At 62.4% G+C, this 16,385-nt stretch carries 9 protein-coding genes and 1 pseudogene; 6 read left to right on the forward strand and 4 right to left on the reverse strand.

Annotation, left to right across the window (positions count from 1 at the left end; all coding sequences use genetic code 11):
• Positions 1–40: 40 nt before the first annotated feature.
• On the reverse strand, positions 41–856 hold the full coding sequence (locus tag RPMA_RS15490; protein ID WP_211908389.1) for an invasion associated locus B family protein: 816 nt from the start codon (positions 854–856) through the stop codon (positions 41–43).
• Between the two features lie 361 nt (positions 857–1,217).
• Here RPMA_RS15490 and RPMA_RS15495 point away from each other — a divergent pair.
• Positions 1,218–2,944 (forward strand): annotated as a pseudogene (locus RPMA_RS15495) (extracellular solute-binding protein).
• A 4-nt stretch (positions 2,945–2,948) separates the two neighbouring features.
• The gene (locus RPMA_RS15500) at positions 2,949–4,451 is read left to right on the forward strand and encodes a class I adenylate-forming enzyme family protein (RefSeq protein WP_211908391.1); all 1,503 of its coding nucleotides are present in this window, start codon (positions 2,949–2,951) and stop codon (positions 4,449–4,451) included.
• A gap of 864 nt (positions 4,452–5,315) precedes the next feature.
• On the opposite strand, the gene RPMA_RS15505 is transcribed toward RPMA_RS15500, so the two are convergent.
• Entirely contained in the window at positions 5,316–5,855 is a 540-nt protein-coding gene (locus RPMA_RS15505; RefSeq protein WP_211908393.1) for a class I SAM-dependent methyltransferase, read from the reverse strand.
• Between the two features lie 1,657 nt (positions 5,856–7,512).
• Between RPMA_RS15505 and RPMA_RS15510 the strand changes: the two genes are divergently transcribed.
• The 3 genes from RPMA_RS15510 (at position 7,513) to RPMA_RS15520 (ending at position 9,772) form a co-directional block, all read left to right on the forward strand.
• Positions 7,513–7,836, forward strand: a complete 324-nt coding sequence (locus RPMA_RS15510) for a hypothetical protein (RefSeq protein WP_211908395.1) — start codon at positions 7,513–7,515, stop codon at positions 7,834–7,836.
• Between the two features lie 209 nt (positions 7,837–8,045).
• On the forward strand, positions 8,046–9,284 hold the full coding sequence (locus RPMA_RS15515; protein ID WP_211908396.1) for a GGDEF domain-containing protein: 1,239 nt from the start codon (positions 8,046–8,048) through the stop codon (positions 9,282–9,284).
• Positions 9,285–9,355: 71 nt separating this feature from the next.
• Complete coding sequence (locus RPMA_RS15520) at positions 9,356–9,772, forward strand: PRC-barrel domain-containing protein (RefSeq protein WP_211908398.1); 417 nt, start codon at positions 9,356–9,358, stop codon at positions 9,770–9,772.
• A 150-nt stretch (positions 9,773–9,922) separates the two neighbouring features.
• Here the strand turns inward: RPMA_RS15520 and mfd are convergent, their stop codons facing one another.
• Together mfd and RPMA_RS15530 are read right to left on the reverse strand one after the other, a co-directional pair.
• On the reverse strand, positions 9,923–13,444 hold the full coding sequence (gene mfd / locus RPMA_RS15525) for a transcription-repair coupling factor (protein ID WP_211908400.1): 3,522 nt from the start codon (positions 13,442–13,444) through the stop codon (positions 9,923–9,925).
• Positions 13,444–13,731: an FAD assembly factor SdhE gene (locus RPMA_RS15530; protein ID WP_211908402.1), complete on the reverse strand. Its 288-nt coding sequence runs from the start codon at positions 13,729–13,731 to the stop codon at positions 13,444–13,446. The genes mfd and RPMA_RS15530 overlap by 1 nt, the downstream gene beginning before the upstream one ends.
• A gap of 191 nt (positions 13,732–13,922) precedes the next feature.
• Between RPMA_RS15530 and recG the strand changes: the two genes are divergently transcribed.
• On the forward strand, positions 13,923–16,028 hold the full coding sequence (recG, locus tag RPMA_RS15535; protein WP_211908404.1) for an ATP-dependent DNA helicase RecG: 2,106 nt from the start codon (positions 13,923–13,925) through the stop codon (positions 16,026–16,028).
• Positions 16,029–16,385: the final 357 nt, after the last annotated feature.

Below are 16,385 nucleotides of genomic sequence, written 5' to 3' on the forward strand. Positions count from 1 at the left end.
CCCATCGCTGGGCGCCTTTTGGTTTGTCTGGCCGAACCGCTTACTTGGCGGCTGGATTGGCCGGAGCTGCCGGGGCAGCGCCGCCTGCAGGCTGCTGCGCTTCGAGCTTGGCGCGGGCTTCAGCCGCACGCTTCTGCAGCTCTTCCTGCAGCTTCTTCTGGGTTTCTTCGAACACCTTCGGATCGGTCGGCGGGCCATCATAGGCTTTGGCGAATTCGGCCAGCGGCAGCGGCAGCGTCAGCGGTGCGCCGTTGGAATTGATCGCCTGCACGACGAGGTTCTGGCCCTTCTTCATATTGGCCAGCAGCTCCGGGGTGACTTCGTAGTCCGACATGCAGCCGTTCTGGAAGCAGATCACATAGGGGCTCTGCGCCGGTGCATTGCTGTCGACGATCACGCGGGTGCCGTGCACGAGCTGCATGCCGAGCGGCAGCGTCACGCGCAGGATCTTCTTCGGCTCGCCTTCCGGCTCGATGATGACGGCGGCGATGACGGGCTGACCCGACTCGATGCGGCCGTCCTTGCCGGTGAAGCACACCTGCTTGGCGTTGGCGTCCTGGCCCTTGAGGCAGAACTTGGTCCACGGCGCGTAGATCAGCTGAACCTGCTGCTGCTCACCCTGCGGCTGCTGCGGCGCAGCCTGCTGGGCGGGAGCGGCCGGGGCAGCCTTGGGGGCAGCTTTCGGCGCAGCCTTCGGGGCCGGTGCAGCCTTTTGGGCGGGAGCGCCCGGAGCGGGTGCAGGAGCCTGAGCGAACGCGTCCGGAGCGACCACAGCGGCGGTCAGAGCCGTCGCCGCGAGAAGCGCGACGCCCCGCCCGCGCGGCAACACCGACGCAGCCAAGAGACGGAAATTCATTGCGGAAAACCCTTTCTGAACGGAGGCGCTCATATCCCGGAGGCGGCGCTGTCAGTCACCCGTTGCCGGGTGTCTCGCTGCCGATTACGGCCGTTACGTGACAGGCCGCGCCGCCCTCGTCAATTGCCCGCACTCCAATACAGCGGCGGGCGAAAAGATCAATGGCAACAGGCCGATTTGATGCGTGCTACGCATGGCCAATACACAGCCATGATAGGGTTCCTGGGTGAATTGGACCGAATCAAATCATTCAAAACTGTGGCGACGGCGGTGGGCGCACGGCCTGCTTGCAGCCGTGACTGCGCTCTCCGTCATCGCCGATCGCGCGGTCGCCGATTCCGGGCCCCGGCATGCCATCGCCATGCATGGGCAGCCGGCTTTGCCAGCCGATTTCCAGTACATGCCTTATGTCAATCCGAACGCCGCGAAAGGCGGACGGATCACCTGGGGCGTGCTGGGCACGTTCGACAGTCTGAACCCGTTTATCGTCCGCGGCATCGCCGTGCAGCAGATGCGCGGCTATGTCACCGAGAGCCTGCTGGCCCGCGGCCAGAACGAGCCTTTCACGCTGTACGGCCTGCTCGCCGAGAGTGTCGAGACCGACGATGACCGGACCTATGTGACTTTCCGCGTCCACCCCAAAGCGCGGTTCTCCGATGGCAAGCCGGTCACGGCGGAGGATGTCCTGTTTTCCTGGCATCTCCTGAAGGAGCGCGGCCGGCCGCATTTTCGGCAGTACTTTGGCAAGGTCACCAAAGCCGAGCTGCAAGACCCGCTCACCATCCGTTTCGATATCGCTGAAGCCAAAGATCGCGAATTGCCGCTGATCCTCGGCCTGATGCCGATCCTCCCCAAGCATGCCGTCAATCCGGAGACTTTCGAGGATACGTCGATGGCTCCGCCGCTGGGGTCGGGGCCGTATACCGTCACCCATGTGCGGCCTGGCGCCAGCGTGACCCTGACCCGCAATCCCGATTATTGGGGCCGCGACCTGCCGGTCAGTCGGGGCTGTGGAATTTCGATGAGCTGCGCATCGATTACTACCGGGAATCGAACGGCATGTTCGAGGCCTTCACCCGCGGCCTCTATGATTTTCGGGTCGAGAACGAACCGCTGCGCTGGCACGAGGGCTACAATTTCGCGGCCGTGAAGTCCGGTCAGGTGATCCGCGACAGCATCACGACCGGCCTGCCGAAGCCGTCGGAATTTTTCGTCTTCAACACCCGCCGACCGGTCTTTGCCGATATCCGTGTTCGTCGTGCACTGACGCTGTTGTTCGATTTCGAATGGATCAATCGCAACTACTTCTTCGATCTCTATGCACGATCCGGCGGGATTTTTGCCGGCTCCGACCTGTCCGCCTATGGCCGCCCCGCAGACGACCGCGAGCGCGCGCTGCTGAAACCCTATGCCGCGCAAATCCCGGCCGATATCATGGACGGCAGCTATCGCCTCCCCGCCAGCGACGGCTCCGGCCGCGACCGCCCGGCGCTACGCACGGCGCTCACGCTGCTGAAAGATGCCGGCTATCGCCTCGACAACAATGTCCTGCGCAAGACCTCCGACAGGACGCCGCTGAGCTTCGAGATCCTCGTCACCTCCCGCGATCAGGAACGTATCGCCCTGACCTATGCGCGCGATCTCAAACGCGCCGGCATCACCGCCACAATCCGCGCGGTGGACGGCGTGCAATTCGACCAGCGCCGCATCAATTACGAATTCGACATGCTGCCGAACCGCTGGGACAATTCGCTGTCACCCGGCAACGAGCAGGCCTTTTACTGGGGCTCGGACGCCGCAGACGTGCCCGGCACCCGCAATTACATGGGCGCCAAGGACCCAGCCATCGACGCCATGATCGAGGAGATGCTGAAAGCCCGCGAGCGGACGGATTTCGTCGCTGCCGTCCGCGCGCTTGACCGCGCATGGATGTCCGGGGCCTACGCGATCCCCCTGTACAACGTGCGTGAACAATGGCTCGCGCGATGGAATCGGATAGAACGGCCATCGACCACCGCGCTTGTCGGCACCCTGCCGGAGACATGGTGGGCCAGACCGCCGACACCTGCTCCGCCCGACCGGAAGTGATGCCGTGACCTCAGCCAGCAATTCGCCCACCCTCGATGGACTGTTTCGCCGCTCGCTGCTCCGGCAGCCGGAGGCGCTGGCCCTGGTCGATCCCGCTGACAAAATGCGCGTGACGCAGACACCGCCACAGCGCCTGACCTTTGCCCAGGCGGATCGCGAGATCAACGCGCTGACCGCACATTTCATCGATATGGGCCTGCCGCCGGGCTCGGTGATCGCCCTGCAGCTCCCCAATACGGTGGAGTTCGTGCTGACGGTACTCGCCGCACACCGCGCCGGGCTGGTTGCCGCGCTGCTGCCGCAGCTCTGGCGCCAGCACGATCTCACCACGGCGCTGAATCGCTCCGGCGCCCGCGCCATCGTGACGTCGAGCCGGATCGATGGCGTCAGCCACGCCGACCTCGTCATGAACGCCGCCGCCGAAGCCTTCTCGATTCGCTATGTCGGCGGGTTCGGCAGCGATCTCCCCGAAGGCATGACCCCGCTCGACCATGTACTGGCCGGCCCGTTCATGGAGCCGCTGCCGCCGGCACCGGACGCGCGCAGCGCGGCCATCATCACATTCGACATCACCGCCGACGGTTTTCGCGCCGTCCCGCGCACGCATCTCAATCTGATTTCGGGCGGCCTCGCCGTTTTCCTCGAAAGCGGCATGCCGCAGGGCGCGACAGTGATGTCGGCATTGGTGCCGTCGTCCTTCGGCCATCTCGCCTCATCGCTGGTCACGTGGCTGCTGTCAGGCGGCGTGCTGTCGCTGCATCATCCGTTCGACAGCGCGGTGCTCGAGCGCGAGATCGTCGATGGCGGATGCGACGTCCTGATTGCCCCCGCCCCATTCGCGCAGGGGCTTGCCGATGCCGGCCTGCTCGACCGTGCGCCGATGCTCAAGCATGTCATCGGCCTGTGGCGCGCGCCGGAGCAGGTGGAAAGCTCCGCGGCCTGGCCGGCCACACAGGCTGCTTTCACCGATGTCTATCTGTTCGGCGAGGCCGGCTTGTTTGGCGCCATTCGTGGCAGCGATGGCCTGCCCGCAACCATCATGCCCGGCCCTCACGGCGCACCGCGGGCTGCTGCAGGTTCGGCAGTGGCTGGCGAAACCCTGATGACACCACGCGGCACGCTCGGCCTGCGCGGACCCATGGTACCCGTACTCGCCTATACCGCGCAGGCGGATGCCAGCAATGGACTGATCCCGGCCAAGCCGCTGGACTATGTGGACACCGGCTATCAGGCGCGGCTCGATCGGGGCACCGGCGCACTGCATGTGACGGCGCCGCCGTCCGGCGTAATGTCCGTGGGCGGCTATCGCTTTCTCGCGCAGGACCTCGGCGAATGGGCCAAGCGGCTCGGCGACAATGCCATGCTCACGGCCCTGCCCGACCGCCTCAGCGGCTACCGCCTCGCCGGCCGCGCCAGCGACAATGGCTGCGCGCGCGAAGCGCTCAACGAGCTCGGCCTCAATCCGTTGATGGTCGAAGCATTCAGGGACCGGGCGAGCGCGGAGTAGCTTGGGCCCTGCATCGAAAACACGAGCAATCTCAGCACGGGTTCACTGCTTGCCATTGACCGCCCATGCCGGTCACGGCGGTGGTCTAATTGGCCTTAAGTTCATCACAGATGAACGAAAGGCAGCTGGATGAATAGCAAACACGTGTTCCCCAGACCGAACTCCTCCTGCGACCATAAGATCCTGATCGCTAAGCCGCAGCTGAGGACGGTTGAGCGAGAACTGGCACGCCGTAAGGCAGCCGACTGCTCGCATCTTATGCGCGACCGTCGCCGTGGATATTCGCGAGGCTAGCCATGAGTGCCGCGCAGTCTTCCCACGACGCCCTCTCAGGCTCTCGCGACTTAGACTATGGAGCGCGCTCTATATCTGAGCATGAGCTCTGCATCGGAAAGTCCGACGTTCATGCCATCAGACCACAAGATATTCACCGTCATCTCTGTGACAGGAAACTCTCAACTGCAGGCAGGGATTTCAATGACTGTGCGGTGCCAGTCGCAGCGCAAGCGGATCAAATACTGTCGCGGAAAACGTATTGATTGCTACTGAGACGTTTAGCAGCGTCACCGCCCCGAGTTCCCGCAGCGGAGCTTCCGTCGGAGCTGGATCAACATAAACGCAGAATGCAGTGGCACTGGCTCTGCGGGCAGACCGGCAGCGGCGCTGCTTGTGGAGAAAACAGGTGCGTTACACGCAATCGAGGCGGCGCTAACACAGGTACTGGCGTCGCTGGACTGCTCGGTTCAGGCGCCATCTTGATAGTGTTCAGAACAAAACTATCAGGGCGCAGAGAGCATTGCGGTCGCAGGTGCGAAAGACAGCAATGGCATAGCGCGCAAGTCAGCTCTCTAGCCGCTGAATACCTTACTTCTTGACGGTGACCAAGAAGTCGTTTGGCAAATAGGAGTGATCAACCGATCCGAATTCTTCAGGGTCACAATAGTGAGCTTGTATATTTCGTTTAGGCGAGCGGGTTGAAGTCAGCGTGTAGCAAATGCCTTTCTTAGCTGATTTCATCATTAGTGATGTTAGCAAGTTGAACCGATCCTGCCAGAATTTTTGCTCATGGCCAAATAGACCTACAGCAACAATCCAATCAGCCTCAGGCGGAGGCACTGTAGCGATATCAGCACAAACGAATGCTGCCTCTGAATGGCAAAGGCGCGCTTCTTCAACGAAGCTAGGAACAATGTCTATGCCGGTGTACCGCGCGTGTGAAATTCCGAGTTCTTTGATACGCGCGAGCAAGCCGCCTGCGCCACAGCCGACATCGAGTATTGAATTAAGCCTTGGATCAGTCGCCGCGATTACGGCATCGTATCGCCTGGTCGCGCCTTCTTGATTCCCCCAAAACCGCGTTTTGGCAGGTTTGCCTTCATAGTACGTCCGCTCGTCGAAGAACATTCACGGACACTACACTAACCCTTCTGAGCGAGGCAACACGAAGCGGCGATTCTGCAGTTCGGCGTGCGGGTGGGTTGCCGCTTATCGGCCGTCTATCCCACCATCCAGCATGGCTACAACCGACCTTTCATTCATGAATGCCGCGGCCACTCGAACCGGAAACAATCCGGTCACGGCGTTTTCCGTAACGTAGGTTCTGTGGCTACTATCGCATTGAAAGGTTAACAGAATTTTGTCAAATTAGAGCAGTTCACCTATCGGAGGCAGCCGGCCGAGATCGAAAAACTTGATCGGATCGACGCCACGGTGCAGAGGAGCCCGCAGGAGCCTTGGACTGGGGCGTGCGCGCTGCCGACAGACGTGCGGGAAATTCGCGCGCTCGAGGTTTCAGGGTGTACGGTCAAGTATGAAGTCCACGGATCGACCCTTCTTTGCGACCCATCGGAGGATGCGGAGGTCATCCTGCACTATATCTGGCGGGGACCAGAAAGCGCTTGGCCCGCATGGTATCGTGAGGGAATGATCCAGCGGTGCGAGGCGATATTCTTGCAGGGCGTCGGAGAGCGCTATCGCAAAGCTTTGGCGCGGACGATTCCGCTAGCGACCGATTCAAAATTGCGGAAAACCGCGATGCGTAGTCGCAGCCGCCGCGAGATCCCAGTATTTAACCAATCCTGCGCGCGGATCTTCAACGTCGGCCGCCGATAATTCGCGGCCACGGCTCGCTGAGGTGATGCCATGCCTCGGCGCAAATCCCTGCAGATAAGTTTCTCGGCCGGCGAGCTCTCGCCCGAAATTGCTATGCGGGGCGTCTGGCTAATCTTCCTGGGCCCGCGCGCCTCGTCGATTTCGTCGTCTATCAAACAACGAGTTTGTGCCGCCAGGCGTTGCCGCTAACGCCGTTTGCACTGACTGGCTCGATTACCTTGACAATAAGCGGATCTGTCGCGTTCTCACCGCAGCGCATGTCGGTCAGTATATCCGATACTTAGGTAAGACTTGCTTGACAACGGCTGTCGCAATCGATGGACTGTCGTGCGCGGTGACTGTCATCGAGCCCCTTCCGCGAACGCAGACGTTAACCGTGTCAAATTCGTCGAGCTTCGCGTTTGGTGAGGTGATCGAAGGTGGGACATCGAGCGCGAAGAGCCTCGTGACTGGCATCCCGAACGCTACGCACATCCTGGCGATAATTATTGAAAAGCTAGCATCACTTGCCTCGTCCGCCCCCTGACCGACTCGAATGCAGTCACGATCGCATCGGGCGTTGTAGGCGCCACGCCAGGCGCGTATCGAACGGCGACTCCGCCATGAATATCCTGCGCTTGGTCTCGAAATTCGGCGCGACTTTCGAAATCGAACGGCACGCCGCGCTTCATACCCGGACTGCATACGGCTACAAACGATCCTACAAATCGTGGGGTTCAGCAACGTAGCGCCCGCAGAGGTTGTCGCGATCTCAAGCCAATACCATCCAAGCCTCCGCTCACGAGCGCGGGCAGCTTTCCGTGACTTTAGCGCAAGCCTTTCAGTTCGAGCTGACCTTGTGCCAAAAAGACGTGATCGGCAAACGGGCGCCGATGGATGACAATGCCTCGTCGGATGTCATGGGTTGAAGTGGGTTCTAAGCCCTCACTGAGAAGAAATCGATGCCGACATGATCCTGCGCCACCAGATGTCCAAGGCGCGCAGGGCCAAGGTACTCGAGTTCGACATCAAGCTCTACTCGATGGTGGCCGAGGAATTGGCTAAAGTGCCGGAAGATCGCCGATCTAGCCCGATCATCGTCAGCGAGATAAACGGTCGATCGTGGAAGCAGCCAGCATTTCGCCAGCAGTGGCGTGAAGCCGCCAAGACGGCGAAAATTCCGTCATTGATCCGCAACATGGATAGCCGCGCCGGTGAGGCAAGCGAGATGATCGATATCAAGGACGACAACTTGGAGAAACACACAAGCAGGCCAGTCACGCGAGCATCGTAACCACCCAGCGCTACAGCCGCGAAGCTCTGAAGAGCAACAGCGAGGTTGCCATTCTGAGATGTACCAAAAACGAAGCATGACCTAGACCTTGAACTCGACTGAACGAAAGCAAGTAAAATCAACGTCGTTACTCGCCCAATACATTGACCGCGCATTAACGACATCACGCTAGCGTGACCCTACTTATCTCCGTCAGGGTCCACGCGCGCATGTCCGATCAGGCGACCATCGTTGCCATTTCCAATCAGCAACCTGCGCCCTTTGCGACAGCCCTGGCCGAGAGCAACATCTTTCCGGTGGTCGATGCCACATGGGCCGATGCGCTCGATGCCGTGGCGCGCGTCCAACCGGCTGCGGTGGTCGCCTCGGCGACGGCCGAGGACATGCCGGCCTTTGAAAAGCTGACCGCAAGGCTCGGCGCACGCCAGCCCTACATCCCGCTGATCGCCATTGATCCCGTGACGGCTTTGCCTGGACACGCCATCCCGCTCACCGGAGACCGCGGCCAGTTCGAACGACTGAGCGCCCGGCTGCGCAATGCGCTGCGGATCCGCACGCTGCACGCCACTGTGTTGCGCCGGCTCACGGCCGACAATCTCCACAGCTTCACGACCAATGCGCCCGACCCGCTCGACGATGCGACGGTCATGCTGGTCGGCCGCAGCGGCAGCCATGCTGCGCTGTCGGTCGCGCTCGGCGCGCATGTCAGCCTGGTCGGCGCACTGAGTATCGAGGCCGCCGCCAAACACCTCAATGCGCGTGACCTCGACGGCATCGTGATCGGCGACGGATTTACACCGCGCGTGATCGATGCCTTCCTCACGGTGCTGACGGAAGACCCGCGCTTCCGCAGCCTGCCCGTCATCGTGACGGCGCCGGGCCTCGCGCAAAGTTACGACCTCGCCAATTTCGAGATGGTCACCGGCGAGGCCGATGACGTCACCCGGATCGCCTTGCCCCTGGTGCGGCAGCGCGCCTTCGAGGCACGACTGAACCGCACGCTGCGCTCCATCGATTCCGAAGGCCTGATCGATGCCGCGACCGGCCTGCTGACGCTACAGGCGTTCGAACGCGACCTTGCGACCGCGGTCTATCACACCCAGACGCGCGGTGGCGGCCTCTCTGCCGCACGCTTCACGTTCAAGGACATATCGCTGCGCGCGCAACGCGACGCCGCCCGGATCATCAGCCGGCTGATGCGCAAGATCGACTTCGGGACGCTTTGCGAAGATGGATCGATCATCGTGATGTTCGCGGAGACCGATCCGCGCAATGCGCACATGATCGCGCGACGCCTGTCAGCCGTGATGAAGCACACCATGCACGGCCCCAAGCGCGATGCGCGCAACGACCCGCGCGTGAAGGTGACCGGAATGAATCCGGACGACACCGCAAAATCTCTGATGGAGCGTCTGCAGGAGCAGACCAGCCAGCGCGCGGCTTCATGACAATTCCGCAATGAGCGGAACGATGCTCATTGCCTCGTATTGTTGGGGTATCCGAAACGGAGACGACAACAATGAAAAAACTCGCAATCATCACCACCTCGCTCGCCTTGCTCGCCTCCCCGGCGCTGGCGCAGTCAACCACCACGACGACCACGGCTCCGGCCGCAGCCACCACGGGTGCAGCGCCAGCCGAGGCAAAGTATTCGACGGTGTCGAAGGATGAAATGTTCTCGTCCAAGCTCAAGGGCCTGAACATCACCAATCAGGCGAATGAAACCGTCGGCGAAATCACCGACCTTGCCATCAAGAACAATCAGGTCGACGCCATGATCCTGTCCGTCGGCGGCTTCCTCGGCGTCGGCGAGCGTTATGTCGCGGTATCGCCAGCATCCGTGAAGGTCAGCCTCAAGGACAACAAGTGGGTGGCGACCATGAACACCACCAAGGATGCGCTGAAGGCTGCTCCGGAATTCAAGTATCCGAAGTAAGATTGCGTAGTTCGGACGAAGGGCCGCCAGCGGAAACGCTTGCGGCCTTTTGTTTTGCTTTGACTGTAGGGTGGGCAAAGCGCAGCGTGCCCACCACGACCAGCTGTGCATTTGAAGGTGGGCACGCTGCGCTTTGCCCACCCTACAAAATCACGCCGCCTTCTTGCCGCTCTCCGCGAGGTTTGCGAGATCACGCAGGATATCCGTCGCGCCTTCGAGGCGATCTTCCGGCGTATCCCATTCCTGCAGGAACACCACCTTCATGTCCGGGCGTACCTTCGCCGCAGCGCCGTAACGACGGATGAAGGCCACCAGTTTTTCCGGCTCGGCAAAGCTGTTGTCGCGGAAGACCAGCGACATGCCCTTCGGGCCGGCATCGACCTTCTCGACATTGGCGCGGCGGCAATAGGATTTGATCGCGGCGATCTTGAAGAGGTAACGCACCTCGTCCGGTAGAACGCCAAAACGGTCGCGCAGTTCGGCGGCAAAGCTCTCGATCTCCTCGTCGGTGTCGAGATCGGCGAGACGACGATACAACGATAGCCGCACCGACAGATCGGCGACGAAATCGTCGGGGATCATCACCGGCATGCCCAGCGTAATACTCGGCGACCACCTGTCGGCGATCGGCTCGGAGATGCCGGACTTGAGCGCGAGGATCGCCTCTTCCAGCATCGATTGGTACAGTTCGAAACCGACTTCCTTGATATGGCCGGACTGCTCCTCGCCAAGCAGATTGCCGGCGCCGCGGATGTCGAGATCGTGCGACGCCAGCTGGAATCCTGCGCCGAGGTTTTCCAGCGACTGCAGCACCTTCAGGCGACGCTCCGCCTGCCCGGTGATCTTCTGCTGCGCCGGCAGCGTGAACAGCGCATAGGCGCGCAGCTTGGAACGGCCGACACGGCCGCGCAGCTGATAGAGCTGCGCGAGACCGAACATATCGGCGCGGTGGATGATCAGCGTATTGGCATTCGGGATATCGAGGCCGGATTCCACGATCGTGGTGGACAGCAGGATGTCGTATTTGCCGTCATAGAAGGCCGACATGATATCCTCGATGACGGTCGGCGCCATCTGGCCATGGGCCACGGCGACTTTCATCTCCGGCACATGCTTGTCGAGGAAATCCTTCACCCCGGCGAGATCCTCGATACGCGGCACGACATAGAAGGCCTGCCCGCCGCGATAGCGTTCGCGCAGCAGCGCTTCGCGGATCATCAGCGGATCGTGCGGCGCCACGAAGGTGCGGACGGCGAGACGATCGACCGGCGCCGAGGCGATGATCGAGAGATCGCGCACGCCGGTCAGCGCAAGCTGCAACGTACGCGGGATCGGCGTTGCCGAGAGCGTCAGCACATGAACATTGGCACGGAGCTGCTTGAGCCGCTCCTTATGCGTCACGCCAAAATGCTGTTCCTCGTCCACCACGACAAGGCCGAGATCCTTGAACTTGATCGACTTGCCGAGCAGCGCATGGGTGCCGACGACGATATCGACGGAACCATCGGCGAGGCCTTTCTTCGTGGCCGACAGTTCCTTCGGCGTCACCAGGCGCGAGGCCTGCGCGACATTCACGGGGAAACCGCGGAAACGCTCGGCAAAGTTCTTGGCGTGCTGACGAGCAAGCAGCGTGGTCGGCACCACAACGGCGACCTGCTTGCCTTCCATCGCGACGCCAAAGGTGGCGCGCATGGCGACTTCCGTCTTGCCGAAGCCGACATCGCCGCAGATCAGGCGATCCATCGGCTTGCCGCTTTCGAGATCATGCAGCGCCGCGTCGATGGCGTTCTGCTGATCCTCGGTTTCCTCATAGGGGAAGCGCGCGCAGAATTCGTCATACTGCTCGCGCGGGATCGAGATCTTTTCGGTCTCGCGCAGATGGCGCTCGGCCGCGATCTTGATGAGTTCGCCGGCGATTTCCTGAATGCGGTTCTTGAGTTTTGCTTTCCGGGCCTGCCAGCCGGAGCCGCCGAGTTTGTCGAGTTCGACATTCGTCTGGTCGGAGCCGTAGCGCGACAGCAGCTCGATATTCTCGACCGGCAGATAGAGCTTGGTCTCGTTGGCGTAGCGCAGTTCGAGACAGTCATGCGGTGCTCCGCCGACTTCGAGCGTCTGCAGGCCGACGAAGCGGCCGATGCCGTGCTCGACATGAACCACGATATCGCCGGCCGAAAGCGAGGTGACTTCGGATATGAAATTATCGAGTTTGCGGCTCGCCTTGCGCGGGCGCACGAGGCGATCGCCGAGAATGTCCTGCTCGCTGATGACGGCGACGTTATCGGTCTCGAAGCCCGATTCCATGCCGACCACGGCCAGCGACGCCTCGTTGCGCGGCACGGCGTTCACGGCACGCCAGGAATTCACCATCTGCAGATTGAGCAGCTTGTGATCCTTGAGCATGCTCGCCATGCGGTCGCGAGAGCCTTCGCTCCAGAGTGCCACGACCACCTTCTTGCGCGCCGATTGCAGCGACTGGATATGCGCAACGACACGTTCGAACACGTTGACGGAACTGTCGGCACGCTCCGGCGCGAAGTCGCGGCCTTGCCGCGCACCGGCATCAACCGTATCCGCAGTGCCCTCAGGCACCGCAAACGGCGACAGCCGCGCCACGGCGCGCTCGCGCAGCCGCTGCTTCCACTCGTCTTCGGAGAGATACAGCCGGTCCGGCGGCAACGGCTTGTAAATGGCGCCGCCGCCGGCCATGCCCATGGCGTCCTTGCGGGCCTCGTAATAATCTTGGATCTGCTTGAAGCGCTCGCTGGCCGCGTCTTCGGCCAGCGACTGCATCACGATGGGCGTGCGATCGAAATAATCGAACAGCGTGTCCATCTTCTCCTGGAACAGCGGCAGCCAATGCTCCATGCCGGGATGGCGACGGCCTTCGCTGACGGCCTCATAGAGCTGGTCGTCTCGCTCGGGCGCGCCGAATTCGGCGACATAGCCCATGCGGAAGCGGCGGATGGTCTCGGTGATGAGCTGGAATTCGGACACCGGCACGAGATCGAGGCCACGCATCGTGAGTTCGGTGCGCTGCGTTTCGGCATCGAAGGTGCGGATGGATTCCAGGCTGTCGCCGAAAAAGTCGAACCGCACGGGCATTTCCAGCCCGGCGGGAAACAGATCGAGGATGCCGCCGCGGACGGCATATTCACCGGGCTCGCGCACCGTGGAGGAGCGGCTGTAGCCGTTGTGTTCGAGCCAGGCGACGATGTTGTCCATCGGCACCACATTGCCCGGCGCCACCGACAGCGCCTGCGCCGCGACGATGTCGCGTGTCGGCACCCGCTGCACCATGGCGTTCACGGTGGTCAGCACGATCATCGGCTTGTCGCTGCCGGTGAGGCGCGACAGCTGCGCCAGCGCCGTCATGCGCTGGGCGAGAACGCCGGCGAAGGGCGAGACGCGGTCGTAAGGCTGGCAGTCCCAGGCCGGGAATTGCAGCACCGGCAGATCCGGCGCGAAGAATTGCAGCGCGCGCGCAAGCTGCTGCATGCGCGGGCCGTCGCGGCACACGACCGCGAGGCTCACCGCCGGCGGCTTCGGCTTGGCGGCGACGGCACGGGCGAGATCGGCAACGATCAGGCCTTCGGCGCCTTCGCTCACATTGGCAAAGGTCAGCGCCTTGCCGGGCAGGAGCTGCGAGGCCGGCGAGGCAACAGGAGATTTCATCAGACCTTGTCCAGATTGCGGAACTCTTTGATCCGCTCGAACAGCGGCGTGTGGTATTCCGGCGCCAGCTGGGTGTCGCCGACAAAGGCCGGATAGAGTTCGGGATCCTCAAGGGCGATCAGTGCTTCGAGCTGGGTGAGCTCCAAATCTGCGAGAATGCCGATCTCGGCATCGGCAAAGCGGCCGAGGATCAGGTCCATCTCGCGCGTGCCGCGATGCCAGCAGCGATACAAAAGCCGCTTGCGGCGATCATCCAGCCCGTTGCTCGATCGTGTCGTACCCGTCATTCGTTCGTTCCCAAGCGGCTGAAGTTCAACGCCAAAAGCCCGGACATGCCGGGCCGGGTGCATATAGCGAGCGCCTGCCCCGTTGTCAGCACCTCACGCACGCAAAGCGGGCCTGCGCGGATTGCTTTCGCTCCAAAATGCCGCCAAGTCTGGCGGTATCCGGCGAATTCTGCCGTTCCATGAGTCGGTCCATGCGCCCAGAAGTCCTCAACGCCCTGTTCGCACCGATCACGGCCATGACCGGGATCGGCCCCAAACAGGAAAAACTGTTCCGCTTCCTGCTCGGTCGCGACGAGACCCCGCGCATCGTCGATCTGCTGCTGCACCTGCCCGCGAGCGTCATCGACCGCCGCCAGCGGCCGAAGATCAACGAGGCCGAGATCGGCGCCATGGTGACGCTGGAGGTCATCGTCGAGCGTCATCGCCCGCCGCCGCCCGGCCGCTCCCGCGCGCCTCATCTGGTCTACTGCGCCGACGATACCGGCACGGTGATCCTGACCTATTTCCGCACCTATCCCGGCCAGATCGAGAAACTGCTGCCCGAGGGTGAGAAGCGCTACGTCTCCGGCACCACGCAGCTGTTCGACGGCATGCTGCAGATGACCCATCCCGATCGCGTGGTGGATGAGGAAGGATTTGCCAAGCTCACCGGCATCGATGCGGTCTATCCGCTCACACAAGGGCTCGCGATCACCGCGCTGCGCAAGGCGATCGCGCAGGCGCTGACCAAGCTGCCGGACCTGCCGGAATGGATCGGCGCCGACGTCCTTCGTCGCTGCAAGTTTCCATCCTTTGCGGACGCGCTCCAGCGCGTGCACGTCCCGCAGGAACTGACCGACATCCTGCCGGACGGCCCGTTCTGGTCGCGCCTTGCCTATGACGAGCTGCTGGCCGGCCAGCTCGCGCTGGCGCTGGTGCGCGCGCAGTTGCGGCGTCCGGCCGGCGACCGCAATGCCGGCGATGGCGCATTGCGCCGGAAAATCATCGATGCCCTGCCCTATGCGCTGACGCCGTCGCAGCAGCAGGCATCGGCCGCCATCGCTGATGATCTCACGCAGCCCGTGCGCATGCTGCGCCTGCTGCAGGGCGATGTCGGCTCGGGCAAGACGGTGGTCGCACTGCTTGCTGCGGCGGCCGTGGCGGAGGTCGGCAAGCAGACCGCCCTGATGGCGCCCACGGAAATCCTCGCGCGCCAGCACGTCAAGACCATCGCACCGCTGGCCGAACGGGCCGGCCTCACCGTCGCGATCCTGACGGGCCGCGAAAAGGGCCGCGAGCGCAAGGACATTTTGGCGCGGCTGGAGTCTGGCGAGATCGATTTTCTCGTCGGCACCCATGCGCTGATCCAGGACGACGTGATCTTCAAGTCGCTCGCCCTCGCCGTGGTCGATGAGCAGCATCGCTTCGGCGTGCGCGAGCGCCTCGCACTCACCAACAAAGGCAACGCCGTGGACGTGCTGGTGCTGTCGGCGACGCCGATCCCGCGCACGCTGGTGCTGACCTATTTCGGCGACATGGACATTTCCGAGCTGCGTGAAAAGCCCGCCGGACGCCAGCCCATCGAGACGCGAACGTTTTCCGCGAGCCGCCTGCAGGAGATCATCGACGGCGTCGGCCGTGCGGTGGACAGCGGCAAGCTGATCTACTGGATCGTGCCACTGGTCGAAGAGTCCGAGATGGACGGCCCAAAACTCACCAATGCCGAGGAGCGTTTCGAAAGCCTGCAGCAGCGTTTCGGCGACAAGGTCGGCCTCGTCCATGGCCGCATGCGCGGGCCGGAAAAGGACGCCGCCATGGCGCGCTTTGCTGCCGGCGAAACACAGATCCTCGTGGCCACCACGGTGGTGGAAGTCGGCGTCGATGTGCCGGCGGCAACCATCATGGTCATCGAGAATGCCGAGCGTTTCGGCCTCGCGCAATTGCATCAGCTGCGCGGCCGCATCGGCCGCGGCTCAGAAACATCGACCTGCCTGCTGCTCTATCGCGAGCCGCTGGGCGAGATCGCCAAGAAGCGCCTCACGGTGATCAAGGATTCGACCGATGGTTTTCGGATCGCCGAGGAAGACCTCAAGCTGCGCGGCGAAGGCGATGTGCTGGGCACGCGGCAATCAGGCCTGCCCGGCTATCGCATCGCGCGCTCGGAAGTGCATGCGCAGCTGATCACGCAAGCCCGTGACGAGGCGCTGCGGATCATGAAGGACAACCCGAAACTCACGGGTGAACGCGGCGAAGCGCTGCGCTGCCTGCTCTATCTGTATGAGCGCGATGAAGCGATTTCGCTGCTCGGTGCTGGATAGTCGGGCAACGTGTTTTTGCTCGGGAGCCCGTCGCACGACGACACGATGTTGCCGTGCGACGGTGATCCGGCCTCTAGTTCTCTCGCTCTAGACTACCACTACGCTTGCCTCGCATCCGGTATAGCTGTCCGACCATTGGATCGCCCATGGCAACAGTACCGGGACATCCCGGTGATCTCGTCAGGGATGGTGGCAAGAGCCTGGCTTTCGTTGGCACAGCGTGGGCAAACGTCAACGACCCTGCCCTTCAAGAATAAAGCCCGCCGTCGCCTTTGGCGCAGGCTGATCGTTTGCAGCCGAAGTGCTGCGAACGATGACTGCCTCACAGTTTTTTTTTGAAAACGTAACCTGCCAAAC

Origin of the sequence: Tardiphaga alba, from assembly GCF_018279705.1 — a bacterium.
Classification (GTDB): domain Bacteria; phylum Pseudomonadota; class Alphaproteobacteria; order Rhizobiales; family Xanthobacteraceae; genus Tardiphaga; species Tardiphaga alba.